This window comes from Brachybacterium sp. J153 (assembly GCF_036311905.1).
Taxonomy (GTDB): domain Bacteria; phylum Actinomycetota; class Actinomycetes; order Actinomycetales; family Dermabacteraceae; genus Brachybacterium.
Window position 1 is genome coordinate 26,196 of the sequence record NZ_JAZDCH010000007.1, and the last position, 16,497, is coordinate 42,692.

Genomic DNA, 16,497 nt, shown 5'->3' on the forward strand with positions numbered 1-16,497 from the left:
CCCGTGGGTCAGGGTCGGCGGGGTCGCTCGTGCTGCCGCAGTCGTCCCCCGCTGCTCCTCGCGAGCATAGGCCGTGGCCCTGGCTCGAGCACCCGTGCCGGCTTCGGCTCTCGCGCCGGTTCCGGCTCCCGCGCTCAGCGCTCCGGCTGCATCCCGGCGAGGATCTCGAGGATCTCGTCGGCCGCCTCGGAGGTCGAGCGCTGCTCGAACAGCGCCTCCTCGGCGATGCGGGTGTACTCGTCGCCGAAGCCGACGGCGCTCGCCGGGGTGACCACCGGGGGCTTCACGACCTCCTCCTGCATCTCGAGGGCGAAGTCGAGGGAGACCAGCTCGTTCTCGGTGAGCAGCGGGCGCACCGCCTCCTGCGCCGCCGGGAAGGCGGGGATGCCGCGCTCGATCTTGAGGATCTCCGCGGCCTTCTGGTCGGTGAGCATGAAACCGGTGAGGGCCGCGGCGGCCGCCGGGTCCGCGGTCTTCGCACCGATCGACCAGTACATCGACGCCTTGTTGACCATGTTCGCCTGGCCGCTCGTGCGCGCCGGCATGCGCAGCAGCTTCAGCGGCTCGCCGGTGGAGTCCTGGAAGGTGAGGATCTGGGAGCTCGGCACCTGCTGGAAGGCGCAGCCGTTGGTGGCGAACATGCCCTGCTCGAGGCTCGCCGAGGAGTTCTCGACCTGCGCCGCGGCGGCGGGCGCCGCTCCGGTCGCGGCGAGGGAGAGGGAGAAGTCGAGCAGCGAGACGATGGTGTCCTTGGTGACGCCCTGCTCGTCCTCGCGGGGGAAGAGCTGCTCGTTGTTCGTCTGCCGCGCCCAGGCGGCGAGGTCGCCCGAGCCGCCGCCGAAGCCGCTCGTGCCGAAGACCTGCTCCCCGGAGGACTTCCCCCACTCGGACAGCTCCTGGCAGAGCGCCAGGAAGTCGTCCCACGTCCAGGTGGTGTCGTCCGGCAGGGAGATCCCGGCCGTCTCGAGCAGGGTCGGGTTCATGCCGGTCGCGTAGAGGTTGAAGCCGTTGGGGGCGCCGACGAGTCGGCCGTCGGCGAGGCGGCCCGTCTCCAGGATCGCCTCGTCCATGCCGGAGAGGTCCAGGCCCTCGACCGACTCGAGGTCGAGCAGCGAACCTTCGGTCCCGTAGGAGTCGATGTAGGCCTCGTCCATCTGGATGATGTCCGGGGCGGTGCCGCCCGCGGTCTGGGTGGCGAGCTTGTCCCAGTAGCCCGACCAGTCGCTGTACTCCGGCGAGAGCGTGACATCGGGGTGATCGGCGCTGTAGAGGTCCAGCACCTCCTGGGTCAGGCCCGCGCGCAGCTCCGCGCCCCACCAGTAGATGCGCAGCCCGCCCGCCTCGGAGCCGCCGCTGTTGGGGCCGCACGAGGCGAGAGCGGGCACCGCGGCGGAGGCGGCGAGGAGCGCGAGGGCGCGACGCCGGCTGAGCTGGGGGCGCAGGCCGTGCCCGGCGCGACGGCTGGGCTGGGTGCGGGAGGTGTGCTGAGAGTGCATGGGGTCTCCGATCGGGACGGCGGCGGTGCCGGGCGCGAACCGCTGTGCTCACGTGGGAACGGCGGCTCCGGGGGTGGTCTTCCTCGGCAGGATGGGGGAGGGGCTCACCGTGGTCAAGCGGTTTCCGAAGGTTGCGGGACGCGGGTGGGACGCGGGCCGGATGGCGTCGGCCGCCGCTGCCCGCTGCGGCCTGGCGGCTACCGCAGAGTTACGGGGTCCTGGGGGGGAGATTTTTTCCCAAACGCCTCCCCCCAGTGCGTTGTCGCTGGGCGTTGATGTCCCTCGTGGGACCGTTTCCCCCACCCCCTCCCCCCCCAGGCGCCGTCATCGGGGGTCGGCGCGACCCGGCCGGCCGCGCGCCGCGCCCCGTCGGTCAGAGGGTGTGCGTGCCGCCGGTGACGGTGCGGGTGGTGCCGTCGGGCAGCACCAGGTCCGCCTCCACGCCGTCGGGGATCGTGGCCTCGAGGCGGAAGCCGCCGTCGGCCGACGACTGCGACCACGACACCTCGATGCGCCCGGCCGCCGAGTCGTAGGCGCCCTTCGCCCAGTCGAGGCCGGGGCCCGGGGTGGGCTGGATCCGGATGCGGCGGTAGCCGGGCTCCGCGGCGCGGATGCCGAGGACGACCTGGTAGATCCAGTCGGCGACGGCGCCGAGCGCGTAGTGATTGAAGCTGGTCATCTCGCCGGGGTTGATGGAGCCGTCCGGGAGCATCGAGTCCCAGCGCTCCCAGATCGTGGTCGCCCCCATCGAGACGGGGTAGAGCCACGAGGGGCAGCCCTCCTCGAGCAGCAGGCGGTAGGCGTGCTCCACGTGCCCGGTCTCCGAGAGCGCCCAGGTCACGAAGGGCGTCCCGGCGAAGCCGGTGGAGACCTTGTAGCCCGCCGCCTCGACGACCTCGGCCAGGCGCGCCGCGGACTTCTCGCGGGTGGCTGGCTCGAGCAGGTCGAAGGCGATGGCGAGGGCGTACACCGTCGCGCAGTCCGAGTGGATGATGCCGTCCTCGCCCACGTACGTTTCGGTGAAGGCGGCGAGGGTGCGGTCGGCGAGGGCCTGCCAGCGCTCGGCCCCGTCGGCTTCGCCGATCAGGCGCGCGGTCTCCGCGGCGAAGCGGGCAGAGCGCACCAGGCAGGCGGTCGCGACGACAGCCTTGTCGGCCTTCGCGTCGGCCGCGCGCTCCGGCGGGGCGTCCGGGTCGAGCCAGTCACCGAACTGGAACCCCTCGTCCCACAGGCCGCTGGGGGACAGGGCCCGCTCCACGGACTCGAGGTGCAGCACCATCCCGGGGTACTGGGCGCGCAGCCGGTCGAGGTCGCCGTAGGCGGTCCACAGCGCCTCGGCCACCCACACCGAGGCGTCGCCCCAGATGGCGGTGGGCATCTCCTTCGGCTCCTGGCCCGCGAAGGGCCCGAACTCGTCCCGGCGGAACTTGAGGATGTCGGGGATGACGAAGGGCACGAAGCTGAGCGGCGGGAGAGAGGCCTCCGCGTGGAGGTCGAGCAGCCAGTTGTGCAGGAAGTCGTTGACATCGAACTGGTAGGCGGCGGTCGCGGCGTAGGCGGCGATGTCGCCGGTCCAGCCCAGGCGCTCATCGCGCTGCGGGCAGTCGGTGGGGACGGCGAGGAAGTTGCCGCGCTGGGACCAGATCGAGTTGCTGATCAGCTGGTTCACACCTGCGTGGGAGCTCTCGAACCAGCCGGTCCGTTCGATGTCCGAATGGACGACGACCGCCTCGATGTCGTCGGCGGTGAGCTCGCCCGGCCAGCCGGTGACCTCGGCGTAGCGGAAGCCGTGGAAGGTGAAGGTCGGCTCGAAGGCCTCGCCGTCGGGATCGCCCGCGAGGATCAGCGAGTCGGTGGCCTTCGCGGTGCGCAGCGGCCGGGTGCCGAGCTCCTCGTGCTCGAGCACCTCCGCGTGCCGCAGCGTGATCTCGGTGCCTTCGGGGCCGGTGACGGTGAAGCGCAGCCAGCCCACGAGGTTCTGCCCGAAGTCGAGCAGGGTCCGCCCCGACGGGGAGGTCCAGATCCTCTCCGGCCGACGCGACTCGTGGCGCGTGATCAGGGGCGAGGTCTGCTCGACGAGGCTGGCCCGGTCGATCTCGGCGACGACCACCGGCTGGGGATCACCCGCCGCGAAGCGACGATCCTCGTGCTGGCCGTCGTAGATGGTCGCGAAGGTGATCGCGGAGGCGGTCGCGGTCCACGACTCGTCGGTGACGACGACCTGAGTGGCGCCGTCCTCGTAGGTGATCTCGAGGGCGGCGAGGAAGGAGTTGTCCTCGCCGTAGTTCGTCTTCTCCTCGCCGAAGCCGAAGTCGCCGTTCCACCAGCCGCGGCCCAGCAGCGCGGTGAGCGCGACCTCGTCCGTGCCCTCGCGAACTTGCGCGGTGACGTCGACCTCCTGCACCTGCAGTCGCGACTCGTAGACGGTCCAGCCGGGGTTCAGCACGGACTCGTCGACGGGGAGCCCGTTGACCTGCGCCTCGTAGACGCCGTGGGCGGTCGCGAGGAGTCGGGCCGAGGCGACCTGCGCGGCCGGCTGCTTGAGGCCGACGGTGCGGGCGAGCACCGGCGCGCGGCTGCCGAGATCCGGTGCGGCGATCGCTGTCGCCGCGGAGAGGGCGGGGAAGGGAGTGGTGTCGGGGGTGTGCGACATGGGGTGCGGTCCTCGGATCACATCGTCGGGTGAGGGGCGGTTCGGATCGGTGTCGTCGGGATGGGGGACTCGGGCGCCAACGGCGGCGTGCGCGGTGCTGCAACGACGAGTGCCGGATCGCAGTGAGCTGGGCGGCCTGATGAAACGACTCAAGCAAGGATGAGTATTCCAGGCCTCGAGGAGGAGTGCCAGAGCATCCGACCAGGTGATCGAGGCCCGGAAAGCGGTTTACACGTTTCAGACGGCGTCCTATCCTGTCCGTCATCTCACGTGGGCCGGGCCGCCCGACCGACCCAGGCGCGCAGCGCCGCCGTCGGCAGATGCACCAGCCCGCCCCGTCCCGATCGAAGGAGATCGTCATGCCCCGCTCCCTCCCGCTCGCCGTCGGTCGCCGCAGCGTGCTCGGCGCCTCCGCCGCCTCGCTCGCCCTGCTGGGCCTCGCCGCGTGCGGCCCGAACGCCGCCGGCGGCGGGGGAGGCGGTTCCGACGCCGGCGGTGGGAACTCCTTCCGCTTCGGCTGGTGGGGGAACGCGAAGCGCGACGAGCTGACCCAGCAGGCCCTCGCCGCGTACCAGGAGGTCGCGCCGGACGTGACGATCTCGCCGGAGCCCGGCGACTGGGGCGGCTACTGGGACAAGCTCGCCACCCAGGTCGCCGGCGGCGACGCCCCGGACGTGATCCAGATGGACGAGGGGTATCTCGCCGAGTACTCGAGCCGCGGCATCCTCACCGACCTCTCCACCACCGCGCTGACCACCGACGCCTTCGATCCCTCGGCCCTCGAGGCCGGGCGCGTCGACGGTGGCCTCTATGCGATCAACGCGGGCATCAACGCGCCGGTGCTGCTCGCCAACCCGGCCGTCTTCGAGGAGGCGGGGGTCGACCTGCCCGACGACACCACCTGGACCTGGGACGACCTCGTCGACATCGCCACCCGCATCTCCGAGGCGACGCCCGAGGGGACCTACGGGGTGCAGCAGTTCGGCACGGCCGGCGGCCCTCCGCTGACGGTCTTCCTGCGCCAGCTCGGCGCGGAGCGCTTCAGCGCCGAGGGCGGCGTCGGCTACACCGCCGAGCAGCTCGCCCACTGGTGGGAGCTCACCCTGCGCCTGCAGGACTCGGGTGCCGCCCCGGAGGCGTCCATCGCCGTCGAGGAAGCCGGCCAGACCGTCGACCAGACCCTGTTCGCGACCGGGAAGTGCGGCCTGCAGGCCCAGTGGTCCAACCAGGTCGTCACCCTCGACCAGTCCCTCGGCGGCACCGCGATCGTGCTGCGCATGCCGTCGATGACCGGCTCGGCCGCCGAGGCGAAGCTCTGGTACAAGGCGTCGATGTACTTCTCGGTCTCCGCGAGCTCGGAGAACGCCGAGGCGGCCGTCGCCTTCGTCGACTGGATGGTGAACAGCCCCGATGCCGGGAAGATCCTGCTCGTCGAGCGCGGCGTGCCTGCGAACCTCGAGGTGCGCGAGGCGATCGTCGGCGACCTCGGCGAGTCCGACCGCAAGGCCGTCGACTTCATCGAGGCCATCGCCGAGGAGCTGGGCGAGGCGCCGCCGCTCACCCCGCCCGGCGGCGGCGCGGTCGACGACGCGATCACCCGCCACGCCGAGGACGTCCTGTTCGGGCGCAGCGACCCCGCGACCGCCGCACAGGCCGTCGTCGACGAGGCGCAGAGCCTGCTGGGCTGACCCGGGGCGATACTGTCACCCCAGGCGACCCCGAACACGGGGCCACCTGCGGGACGAGGGAGGGCCATGGCCGCAGGACGACTGGTGAGCATGAAAGAGGTCGCCGCCGCCGCGCAGGTGTCGGTCGGCACGGTCTCGAATGTCCTCAACCGGCCCGAGATCGTCTCCCCCGACCGCCGCGAGCGGGTCGAGGCGGCGATCGCCGAGCTCGGGTATGTGCGCAACGACGCCGCCCGCCAGCTCAAGGTGGGCACCTCGCGGACCGTCGGCGCGATCGTGCTCGACTCCGGGAACCCCTTCTACGCGCAGCTGGTGAGCGGCATCGAGTCCGCCGCGGAGGCCTCGTCCCTCGCCGTGATCGCGGGCTCCACCGGGAACCGTGAGCAGCGCGAGCGCCTGTACCTGTCCCTGTTCGAGGAGCAGCGGGTGCGGGGCATCCTGCTCGCCTCCGCCGGCGGGACCCGGGACCTGGTCGACGGGATCCGTCGCCGCGGCACGCCCGTCGTGCTCGTGGAGAGCGGGGCCGACGCCGCGGGCGGCTCCTCGGTGAGCGTCGACGACGTCGCCGGGGGTGCGATCGCGGTGCAGCATCTCGTGGAGATCGGCCGACGGCGCATCGGCGTGCTCGCCCCCCGTCGCGACCTGCGGCAGGTCGCGGATCGTCTGCGCGGAGCGCAGCAGGCCGCCGCCGAGGCGGGCGCCGAGATCGAGGTGCTCGACGCCGACGACCTCAGCGTCCTCGCCGGCCGCACGGTGGGCGAGGAGATCGTCGCCCGGCCGCGGGCGGAGCGGCCCGACGCGGTGTTCTGCGTCAACGACCTGCTCGCCGTCGGCGTGCTGCAGGCCTTCGCCTTCCGCCACCAGGTCGCGGTGCCCGAGGAGATCGCGCTCGTCGGCTACGACGACATCGCCTTCGCCCGCTCGACCGTCGTGCCCCTGACCTCCGTCGCCCAGCCCGCCGATCTCATGGGCCGCACCGCCCTGGCGCTGCTCGAAGAGCAGGTGCTCAGCGACGACGCCCCGCCGCGGCAGGTCAGCTTCACGCCGACTCTCGTCGAGCGCGAGTCGACGACGGGCTGAGGGGGATCAGCGCTCGCCCTGCGAGCCCGACGGCCTGAACCCCGCGAGCTCCACGCTCGCCCGCACCAGGTGACGGATCGCGCCGGGCTCGTCGGGGACGGCGCCGAGGGCGCGGGACTGGATCGCGACGTTGCCGAGCGCCGTCGCCTCCATCGGCCCGGCGATGACCTCGATGCCGAGCGCGTCGGCCGTGAGCTGGTTCAGCAGGGCGTTACGGCTGCCTCCGCCCACGACGTGCAGCCGGTCCGGGAGCGCCACACGGGCGAGGCGGCAGGCGGCCTGCAGCTCGTCGCGGTAGGTCTCGGCGAGGGACTCGAGGATGCAGCGCACCAGCTCGGCGGGGGTGCGGGGGAACTCGTCCTCACCGAGGGGCCGCGCGGCGTCGCGCACCCTGTCCGCCATCCTCCCGGGGGTGAGGAACTGCGGATCGGTCGGATCGATGCGGAAGCGGTCCCCGGGCACGACGGCGGCCGCGGCGAGCAAGTCGTCGAGATCCACGCGGGCCCCGGACTCCTCCCACTGCCGGATCGACTCGCTGACCAGCCACATCCCGGCCACGTTCTTGAGGAAACGGACGGTGCCGTCCACGCCGCCCTCGTTCGTGAAACCGGCCCGGTGGGCGGCCTCGGTCGCGACCGGTGCGGCGAGCTCGAGGCCGATCAGCGACCAGGTGCCCGAGGAGATGAACGCGACCGGCGCGTCCTCCTCGCGGGCGGGCACCGCGAGCACGGCGGAGGCGGTGTCGTGGGAGCCGACGGCGATCACCGGCACCTCGCCGATGCCGAGGCGGGCCCCGAGCTCCGGGCGCACCGTGCCGAGAACCTCGCCCGGGGCGATGAACGGTGCGAACAGGCCCTCATCCACCCCGGCGGCGGCGAGGATCTCCGGCGACCAGGCCGCCTCGCCCGCGTCGAGCATTCCGGTGGTCGAGGCGTTGGTCAGCTCGGTGCGGCGCTCGCCGGTGAGCAGGAATCCGATCGCATCGGGGACCAGCAGCGCCGTCGTCCCCGCGGGGAGGTCCGCGAGGCGGTCGTCGGCCGCGAGCTGGTAGAGGGTGTTGAAGGGCTGCTGGGCGATGCCGGTCAGCGCGAACTGCCTCGTGGCGGGGATCGTCTCCGCCAGGCGGTCCGCGACGGCGTCGGTGCGGTCATCGCGGTAGGCGATCACCTCGCCGACCCGCTCCCCGTCGGGGCCGATCAGCGCGTAGTCCACCGCCCACGAGTCGACGCCGATCGAGCTCAGCCCCGGCAGGCCGCGCACCAGGGCGAGGTCGTGGGCGGCGGAGAGGCCGTGCTGGATCTCGGCCCAGAGCGCGTCGAGATCCCAGCTCAGATGGACCTCGCGGGTCTCCAGACGGTTCTCGAAGCGGTGCGCGCCGATCAGCTCGATGCGGCCGCGGGAGACCACGCCGAGCATCACCCGCCCCGAGGTCGCCCCCAGGTCGATCGCCGCGACCGCGTGGGGGCCGGTGGGCCCTGCGGCAGCCGTGCCGCTCATCGCAGGAACGCGGCGGCCACGCCCGCGTCGACCGGCACGTGCAGACCGGTGGTGTGCGAGAGGTCCCCGGCGGTCAGCGCGAACACGGCGTTCGCGACGTTCTCCGGGAGCACCTCGCGCTTGAGCAGCGTGCGCTGCGCGTAGAACTCGCCCAGCTTCTCCTCCTCGACGCCGTACACCTTCGCGCGGGAGGCGCCCCAGCCGCCGGCGAAGATGCCGGAGCCGCGCACCACCCCGTCGGGGTTGATGCCGTTGACGCGGATCTGGTGCTCCCCGAGCTCGGCGGCGAGCAGCCGCACCTGATGGGCCTGATCCGCCTTCGTCGCCGAGTAGGCGATGTTGTTCGGGCCCGCGAACACCGAGTTCTTCGAGGAGATGTAGAGGATGTCCCCGCCCATGGCCTGCGCGATCATCACCCGCGCGGTCTCGCGAGAGACGAGGAAGCTGCCGCGCGCCATGACATCGTGCTGGAGGTCCCAGTCCTTCGCGGTGGTCTCCAGCAGCGGCTTGGACAGCGACAGCCCCGCGTTGTTGACGATGAGGTCCAGCCCGCCGAAGGCCAGCACCGCCTCGGCGACCATGTCGATCACGGCCTGCTCGTCGGAGACGTCCGCCCGCAGCGCGACCGCCCAGTCCGGGCCGCCCAGTTCCTCGGCGGTGGCCTGGGCGTTCTCGAGGTTCAGATCCGCGATGACCACGCATGCGCCCTCGGCCACGAGCCGGGTCGCGGTCGCCTTGCCGATCCCGGAGCCGCCGCCGGTCACGAGCGCGACGCGGGCCGCGAGCGGCTTGGGCTTCGGGCGGCGCTGCAGCTTCGCCTCCTCGAGCGACCAGTACTCGATGCGGAACTTCTCGGACTCCTCGATGGGGGAGTAGGTCGAGACGGCCTCCGCGCCGCGCATCACGTGGATCGCGTTGACGTAGAACTCACCGGCGACCCGCGCGGTCTGCTTGTCGGCGCCGAAGGAGAACATGCCCACGCCCGGGACCAGCACGATCGCGGGGTCCGCCCCGCGCATGGCGGGGGAGTCCTCGTCCGCGTGGCGGTTGTAGTAGGCGGCGTAGTCCTCGCGGTAGGCGGCGTGCAGCTCCGCCAGGCGCGCGATGGAGTCCTCGACGGAGGCGTCCGCGGGGAGATCCAGGACCAGGGGCTTCACCTTGGTGCGGAGGAAGTGGTCGGGGCAGGAGGTGCCGAGTTCCGCGAGCGGCGCAAGCTTCTCACTGGCGAGGAACTCGTGGACGTCCTCGCTGTCGGTCCAGTGGCCCACCATCGGGGCGTCCGTGGAGGCGAGCCCGCGGATCACGGGGAACAGGGCCGACGCCTTCGCGCGCCGCTCCGCCTCGGGCAGGGCGGCTCGAGCCGGGTCGTGGGCGCCGAAGGGCTCGGCGGTGCCGTGCTCGGCGAGGAAGGCCGTGGCCTCGGCGATGATCCGCAGCGAGTTCGCCTCCGCCTCCTCGCTGGTCGCGCCCCACGCGGTGATGCCGTGCCCGCCGAGGATGCAGCCGATCGCGGCGGGGTTCTCCCGCTGGAGAGTGGCGATGTCCAGGCCCAGCTGGAAGCCCGGCCGACGCCACGGCACCCACACCACCGCGTCGCCGAAGCACTCGCGGGTGAGGCGCTCGCCGTCGGCCGCGGTCGCGAGCGCGATGCCGGCGTCGGGGTGGAGGTGGTCCACGTGCGCGGCGTCGACGAGGGCGTGCATCGCGGTGTCGATGCTCGGAGCCGCCCCGCCCTTGCCATGCAGGCAGTAGTCGAAGGCGGCGACCATCTCGTCCTCCCGCTCGACGCCGGGATAGACGTCGACCAGGGCGCGTACACGGTCCAGGCGCAGCACCGCGAGGCCCTTCTCCTGCAGGGTGCCGAGGTCCCCGCCGGAGCCCTTGACCCACAGCAGCTCGGTCTCCTCCCCGGTCACGGGGTCGAGGTCGGTGCCCTTCGCGGAGGTGTTGCCCCCGGCGAAGTTGGTGTTGGCCGGGTCGGATCCCAGCGCGTTGGAGCGGGCGAGGAGGGCGTCGATCGTCTCGCGGGCGGTGGTCATGGCACGGGGCTCCTGGGGTGGTGGGGCAGGCGGATCGGCGGGCGGTGCCGAGGCGCGGGAGAGGGCTGAGGGGGTCGGACTGAGGGGGTCGAATCGGCCGAAGGGGCTGCCCCATCGGCCGAGGGGCGTCAGGCGCCCCAGCTCATCTGGTTCCCGCCCACACGCTCCGCGGCGATCTGCGCCTCGTAGCCGGAGGCGCGGAAGGCGGCGAAGGGATCGGCCGGCAGGCCCTGCTCCTCGCGCAGCGCCGCGAGGGCCGGGCGGACGTCGGTCCAGAAGGCGTCCATGAGGATGCCGTGCGCTTCGAGCACGTCGTGGCGCTCCTGCGCATCGGCGAGGGCCTCGCGGTCCACCAGCAGCGCCTTGGCGAGGGTCTCCTGCACGTTGAGCACGGAGCGGATCTGACCCTGGATCTTCGACTCCAGGTTGTGGCACTCGTCGAGCATGAAATTGACGCCCGAGGCGGGGCGGTGGGCGTCCTGCTGCACGATCTCGAAGAGGATGCGGAACAGCTGGAAGGGGTCCGCGGCGCCGACGATGAGGTCGTCGTCGGCATAGTTGCGGGAGTTGAAGTCGAAGGCGCCGAGCCGGTTCTGCCGCAGCAGCTGCGCGACGATGAACTCGATGTTGGTGCCGGGGGCGTGGTGACCGGTGTCCAGCACCACCTGGGCCTGCTCGCCCAGCGCCAGGCAGTGCATGAGGCTCGTGCCCCAGTCCGGGACGTCGGTGTGGTAGAACGCCGGCTCGAAGAACTTGTACTCGAGCACGAGCCGCTCGCCCTCGCGCAGGCCCGCGTAGATCTCCTGCAGCGACTGCGCGAGATGGTCCTGACGGCGACGGATCGAATCCTGACCGGCGTAGTTGGTGCCGTCGGCGAGCCAGATCTTCAGCTCGTGCGAGCCGGCCTCGCGCATCACGTCGAGGCACTCGAGGTGATGGTCGATCGCGCGGCGGCGGATCGCGGCGTCCGAGTGGGTGAGCGAGCCGAACTTGTACTCGTCGTCCTGGAAGGTGTTGGAGTTGATCATGCCGAGCGTGACGCCGAGGCCCTCGGCATGGGCGCGCAGCGCGGCCACGTCCTCCACCTTGTCCCAGGGGTAGTGGAGCGAGACGCGCGGGGCGAGCCCGGTGTGGGCGTGGGTCTGCGCGGCGTCGGCGATCTTCTCGAAGGGGTCGCGCGGGGTGCCGGGGGTGGAGAACACCTTGAAGCGGGTGCCGGAGTTGCCGTAGGCCCAGCTCGGCACCTCGATGGAGAACTCGCGCAGGTCGCGGGCGACGGCGTCGGGCAGGACAGCGGGGGTGGTCATGGTGCTCCTTGGGGGACGGGCCGCGCCGATCGACGGTGACGGCGGGGCCGGGTCATGTCCCCGGGGGACACGACATGTTGAAACGACTCAACAGGACGGTAGCACGGCGCGCGGCGGCTGGGAAGGCGTCATCCCGCGCCGGGTGAGCTCGCCGGGTGTGCGTTCCAGGCCGGTGCAGGGCCGGCTCGGGGTGATGCGGGGTGGCGGGCTGGTGCTCAGCGCGCCGGCGCCGGCCCGGTCGACTCGCGCCAGACGAGCCGCGTGATCGTGGGCCGGTTCATCGCAGGGTCCTCGCCGCGCATCACCCGCAGCAGCTCCTCGAGCAGCTCCGCGCCTAGACGGTGGTTGTCGATCGAGACGGTGGTCAGTGAGGGCGACATCCAGGCACCGAGGGGCAGGTCGTCCCATCCCGTCACGCTGAGGTCCTCGGGGATCCTCCAGCCCCGCTCCCGCGCCCCGCGGATCACACCGGCGGCGACCACGTCGTCCGCGGCGAGCACGGCGGTGGTGGCGGTGTCCGCCGGCAGCTCGAGGATCGTCCGGCGCGCCACCTCCGGGTCCCAGCCGCAGTCGATCACCCCGGCGGAGCGCAGCCCGAGGTCGTCCACGGCATGGAGATAGGCCTCGCGCCGACGCTGGGAGGAGGGGTGGCCGCGGTCCCCCGTCAGGTGCAGCAGCTCGCGATGGCCGAGGTCGGCGAGGCCCTGGACCAGCTCGGTCATGCGGTTCGCCTCGGAGAGCGGACCCACGCCCCGCAGACGACGGTCGAACACCGGGGCCGAGATGATCGGGACCGTGCCCAGCCGCTCCCGCCCGCCGCCGGGCAGGTCGGTGAGGGAGAGCACGGCCTCGTAGAGCCCCGAGTCGGCGAGCTCCGCGACGCGGCCGCCCTCCAGCTCGCCGGACGGGAGGGTCACCACCTCGAGGGCCAAGCCCGCCTCCTGGGCGGCGTCGTTCGCGCCGGCGAGCACCTCCGTGGGGCTGCGGCCGTCGCCCGCCGGGAGCACCAGCGCCAGACGACCGGTGGAACGGTTCCGCATCGCGCGGGCCACGAGGTTCGGGCGATAGTCCAGCTGGGCGACGGCTTGATCGATATGAGCGGCCAGCATCGGGGAGACCGTCGGATCGTGCTTGAGATGGCGCGAGACCGTCTGGTGCGAGACGCCGGCGAGGCGCGCGACATCGCGAATCGTGGGCCGACGGGCGTTCTGCATGGGGTCTCCTCGGACGGCTCCGGCGCGGGGGAGGGGCGGGCTGCGGAACCGGACGGATCGGCCTGCGCGGCGCCGTCTCTGGCGCTCCCGAGGTCACGATCTCACAACGGGTGACCGTTCATCCGAGAATTCTTCGGGGTCGTCCGAGTGACAGGTATGGCGAGAGGTCGAGAGGGCCACGGGAACCGGTCTCGTACCGCGCAGCCCAGCTCAGGGGAGGATGGCCCGGATCCTTCCGGGGCCTGGTGCTGCGTGCGGTCGGATCTGAGTGAACGGTCACTCGGCTCAGCGTCGCAGGACCATCGGAACGAGTTCCAGGAAAGCGGTTGACGCCCAACTTGGAACGGTTCAAGATGTGAGGCGCATCGCCGAGGACGCCCACCGCCGGGCCCCGGCACGAGCGGACGAGGAGGCCCTCCGATGAGCACAGAGCTGTATCGCCGGTCCCTGTCCGCGCCCGAGGACATCGCCGACTGGCGCGTCGAGGGGCCGATGGTCGCGACCTTCCCCCAGGGGCGTCTCCGCCTCGAGAGCGCCGCCGACCCCGCCGCGGGGCAGGCCGCGAACTTCGTCGCCTGGCTCCCCGTCGAGCACGAGGGCGACGTGCGGATCAGCTGGGGCTTCCGACCCCTGCGCGAGCCCGGTCTCGCCATGATCTTCTGGGCCGCCCGCGCCCGCGACGGCCGCTCGATCCACCATCCCGAGCTGCCCGCGCGCACCGGCGAGTACGACCAGTACCACTCCGGCGCGATCGACGCCTACCACCTCTCCTACTACCGCCGCATGTGGGACTCCGAGCGCAGCCTGCACACGTGCAACGTCCGCAAGAGCCATGGCTTCCACCTCGTCGCCCAGGGTGCCGACCCGCTGCCCGCCGTCCTCGATGCCGACCGCGACTACCGCCTCGAGCTCACCTGGCGCGGACCCGAGCTGACGTTCGCCATCGAGGGGATCGACTGCCTGCGCTGGCGGGACGACGGCACCGTCGGCGGTCCCGCCCGGCGCGGCGGCGCGATCGGCCTGCGGCAGATGGCCCCGCTGATCGCCGAGTACTCCGACCTCCTCGTGGAGGCGATCTGACATGGACCGGATCACCGGAGCCCTCGGCACCGCCGCGGACCTGCTGCTGCGCGCCGTCCTCCTCCAGGGGCTGTGGCTGCTCGGCACCCTCGCCGGCGGCGTGATCCTCGGCTGGGCGCCCGCCACGATCGCCGTCACCGACGCCGCCGCCCGCGCCGAGCGAGGACAGCGGATCACCCTCCGCCGCGCCGCCGAGGTGTGGCGCGCACAGTTCTGGCGCTCCCAGCTGACCCTCGGCGCCCCTGCCCTGCTGCTCCTCCTCGGGATCGGCGCCCTGACCGCCTCCGGTGCCCCGCTCGCCGTGCGCGCCCCGGCCGCGATCGGCGCGATCCTCCTGCTCGCCGCACTGCTGCACATCCCCTCCGTCGAGCTGCGCCACGACCTGAAGGCCCTGGACGTGCTGCCGCGCTCGGCCCTGCTCGCCCTCGCCCAGCTGCCCACCACGCTGCTGCTCGCCGCCGTGCTGCTGCTCTGGGGCGGGGCGGCCCTCTCGCTCCCGGGCCTGATCCCCTTCCTCGGGGTCGGCGTCCCGGTCCTGCTGTCCCAGCACCTGGTCGGGCGGTCGCTCGACCGCAACGAGCAGCTGCTCGCCGACGCGGAGGCACCCCGCCCCGCGCCCCTCTCCCGATCTGTGGAGGGCGCACCGACGCCCCTCCTCCGCTCGGGACTGTCCCCGTCGACCCGCGTCGGCCCGACCCCGTCGGCCTGACCTCCCCCCGACCGCACCACCCATCCCGCCGCCCACCAGGGCGGTCGGACTCCCGGCCCGGCATCGCCGCCGCGTCTCCCCTCCGCGCCCCTCGGGCGCCCTGTGAAAGGACCCACGATGTTCTCTCGTCGCACCCTCCTCGGCGGCGCTGCCGCCGGTGCCACCGCCCTCGGCCTCGCCGCCTGCGGGGGATCCTCCGGCGGGGGCTCCGGCTCCACCGCGGAGATCACCACCCTGAAGATCATGGCGCCGCTGCTCTCCGAGACCGCCCCCGACCCCGAGGGCCAGCTGCAGCAGGCCATTCAGGAGTTCGTGGGAATGCCGCTGGACATCACCTGGGTCCCCAACTCGAGCTACGGCGAGCGGGTCACAGTCACCATGGCCAGTGACAACATCCCCCACGTGATGGTGCAGACCGGCAAGTCCGCCGAGTTCGCACAGACCGCCGAGGCCGGCGGCTACTGGGATCTCACCGACATCCTCGCCGACTACCCGAACCTCACCCCGGAGAACGCGGAGGTGGCCCACGGCGCGAGCATCAACGGCCGCACCTACGGCATCTTCCGCCTCCGCGATGCCATGCGCGCCGCCGTGATCCTGCGCAAGGACTGGCTCGCGAACCTCGGCCTCGCCGAGCCCGAGACCACCGACGACCTCATGGAGATCGCCCGCGCCTTCACCGAGGACAACCCCGCCGGCGACGGCTCCGCCACGACCGGTCTGATCATCCCCGCCTGGAACGGGTACGGGAACAACGGCCCCTACGACCTGTGGGAGACCTGGCACGGCACCGCCAACGTGTGGAAGGACGAGGGCGGCACCCTGTCGCCCGCCTTCCTCGCGCCCGAGTTCGTCGAGGCGAACCGGTCGATGCGCGCCATGGTCGAGGCCGGTCACATCAACGCCGACTTCGCGACGATGGACGCCGCCACCTGGAACGAGCCCTTCTTCACCGGTAAGGGCGGCATCATCGCCGACGTCTCCTCGCGCGGCGGCCAGCTCATGGGCCTGTTCAAGGACGCGGACCCCGAGGGCTACGGCAACAAGGTGACCATGGTCGGCAACCTCAAGAACCCCGACGGCACCCTTTGGGCCCTGCCCACCCCCGGCTACGCCGGCTACCTCACCATCCCCAAGGCCTCGGTCCCCAACGAGGAGCAGCTCGCGACCGTGCTCACCGCCCTGGACAAGCTCTCGTCCGAGGAGGGCCAGCGCCTGCTGAACAACGGCATCGAGGGCGTGAACTACGAGGTCGACGGCGGCGAGTCGATCCCGATCGAGTCCGACGAGGCGACGCTCATCGCCAGTGACATCTCCGCCTTCGCGCAGATCGGCTCGCAGTCCAACGGCTACCTCGGCTACCCGGCCCGCCCCGAGGGGGAGCCCGAGAAGGAGCTCGCCGAGAAGCGTCTCGCCTTCCACGAGGCGGACCTCGAGCACGCCGTCTTCAATCCCGGCGCCGCCTACATGTCCAAGAGCTACCTGCAGAACGGCGCGATCCTCGACCAGATCGTGGTCGACGCCCGCCTGAAGTACCTCGCGGGCCAGATCGACGAGGCGGGTCTGACCGCCGAGCTCGAGCGCTGGACCAGCAGCGGCGGCCAGCAGGTCATCGACGAGATGAACGAGCTCTTCCAGGCGGGCTCCAACTGACGGTCCGCGGGGCGGGGCGCTCTCGGCGCCCCCCCCCCCCAACCCCTCCGAAGAAAGACAAACCACGGTCCCGGCCCACTC

The 16,497-nt window shown here is 72.3% G+C and carries 11 protein-coding genes; 5 read left to right on the forward strand and 6 right to left on the reverse strand.

All coding sequences use genetic code 11. The features are described 5' to 3' along the window. Positions 1–134: 134 nt before the first annotated feature. The gene (locus tag V1258_RS04525) at positions 135–1,496 is read right to left on the reverse strand and encodes an ABC transporter substrate-binding protein (RefSeq protein WP_329748541.1); all 1,362 of its coding nucleotides are present in this window, start codon (positions 1,494–1,496) and stop codon (positions 135–137) included. 373 nt (positions 1,497–1,869) lie between these two features. Then, positions 1,870–4,149 carry an alpha-L-rhamnosidase gene (locus V1258_RS04530; RefSeq protein WP_329748542.1) on the reverse strand — a complete coding sequence of 760 codons (2,280 nt, stop codon included), beginning with the start codon at positions 4,147–4,149 and terminating at the stop codon, positions 1,870–1,872. Between the two features lie 359 nt (positions 4,150–4,508). Between V1258_RS04530 and V1258_RS04535 the strand changes: the two genes are divergently transcribed. Next, the gene (locus V1258_RS04535) at positions 4,509–5,837 is read left to right on the forward strand and encodes an ABC transporter substrate-binding protein (protein ID WP_329748543.1); all 1,329 of its coding nucleotides are present in this window, start codon (positions 4,509–4,511) and stop codon (positions 5,835–5,837) included. A 66-nt stretch (positions 5,838–5,903) separates the two neighbouring features. After that, positions 5,904–6,917, forward strand: a complete 1,014-nt coding sequence (locus tag V1258_RS04540) for a LacI family DNA-binding transcriptional regulator (RefSeq protein ID WP_329748544.1) — start codon at positions 5,904–5,906, stop codon at positions 6,915–6,917. 6 nt (positions 6,918–6,923) lie between these two features. Here V1258_RS04540 and V1258_RS04545 read toward each other — a convergent pair whose 3' ends face one another. From V1258_RS04545 to V1258_RS04560, 4 genes are all read right to left on the reverse strand, one after another. Next, entirely contained in the window at positions 6,924–8,414 is a 1,491-nt protein-coding gene (locus V1258_RS04545; protein WP_329748545.1) for a rhamnulokinase, read from the reverse strand. Next, complete coding sequence (locus V1258_RS04550) at positions 8,411–10,453, reverse strand: bifunctional aldolase/short-chain dehydrogenase (protein WP_329748546.1); 2,043 nt, start codon at positions 10,451–10,453, stop codon at positions 8,411–8,413. The genes V1258_RS04545 and V1258_RS04550 overlap by 4 nt, the downstream gene beginning before the upstream one ends. 128 nt (positions 10,454–10,581) lie before the next feature. After that, entirely contained in the window at positions 10,582–11,760 is a 1,179-nt protein-coding gene (gene rhaI, locus V1258_RS04555) for an L-rhamnose isomerase (protein WP_329748547.1), read from the reverse strand. A gap of 215 nt (positions 11,761–11,975) precedes the next feature. Then, complete coding sequence (locus V1258_RS04560) at positions 11,976–12,974, reverse strand: LacI family DNA-binding transcriptional regulator (protein ID WP_329748548.1); 999 nt, start codon at positions 12,972–12,974, stop codon at positions 11,976–11,978. A gap of 420 nt (positions 12,975–13,394) precedes the next feature. Here V1258_RS04560 and V1258_RS04565 point away from each other — a divergent pair, with 420 nt between their 5' ends. From V1258_RS04565 to V1258_RS04575, 3 genes are all read left to right on the forward strand, one after another. Continuing rightward, on the forward strand, positions 13,395–14,054 hold the full coding sequence (locus V1258_RS04565) for a DUF1961 family protein (protein ID WP_329748549.1): 660 nt from the start codon (positions 13,395–13,397) through the stop codon (positions 14,052–14,054). 1 nt (position 14,055) lies between these two features. Beyond that, positions 14,056–14,763 (forward strand): DUF624 domain-containing protein, encoded by a 708-nt coding sequence (locus V1258_RS04570; protein ID WP_329748550.1) that lies wholly within the window; start codon positions 14,056–14,058, stop codon positions 14,761–14,763. 117 nt (positions 14,764–14,880) lie between these two features. After that, positions 14,881–16,416 (forward strand): ABC transporter substrate-binding protein, encoded by a 1,536-nt coding sequence (locus V1258_RS04575; RefSeq protein WP_329748551.1) that lies wholly within the window; start codon positions 14,881–14,883, stop codon positions 16,414–16,416. Positions 16,417–16,497 lie beyond the last annotated feature (81 nt).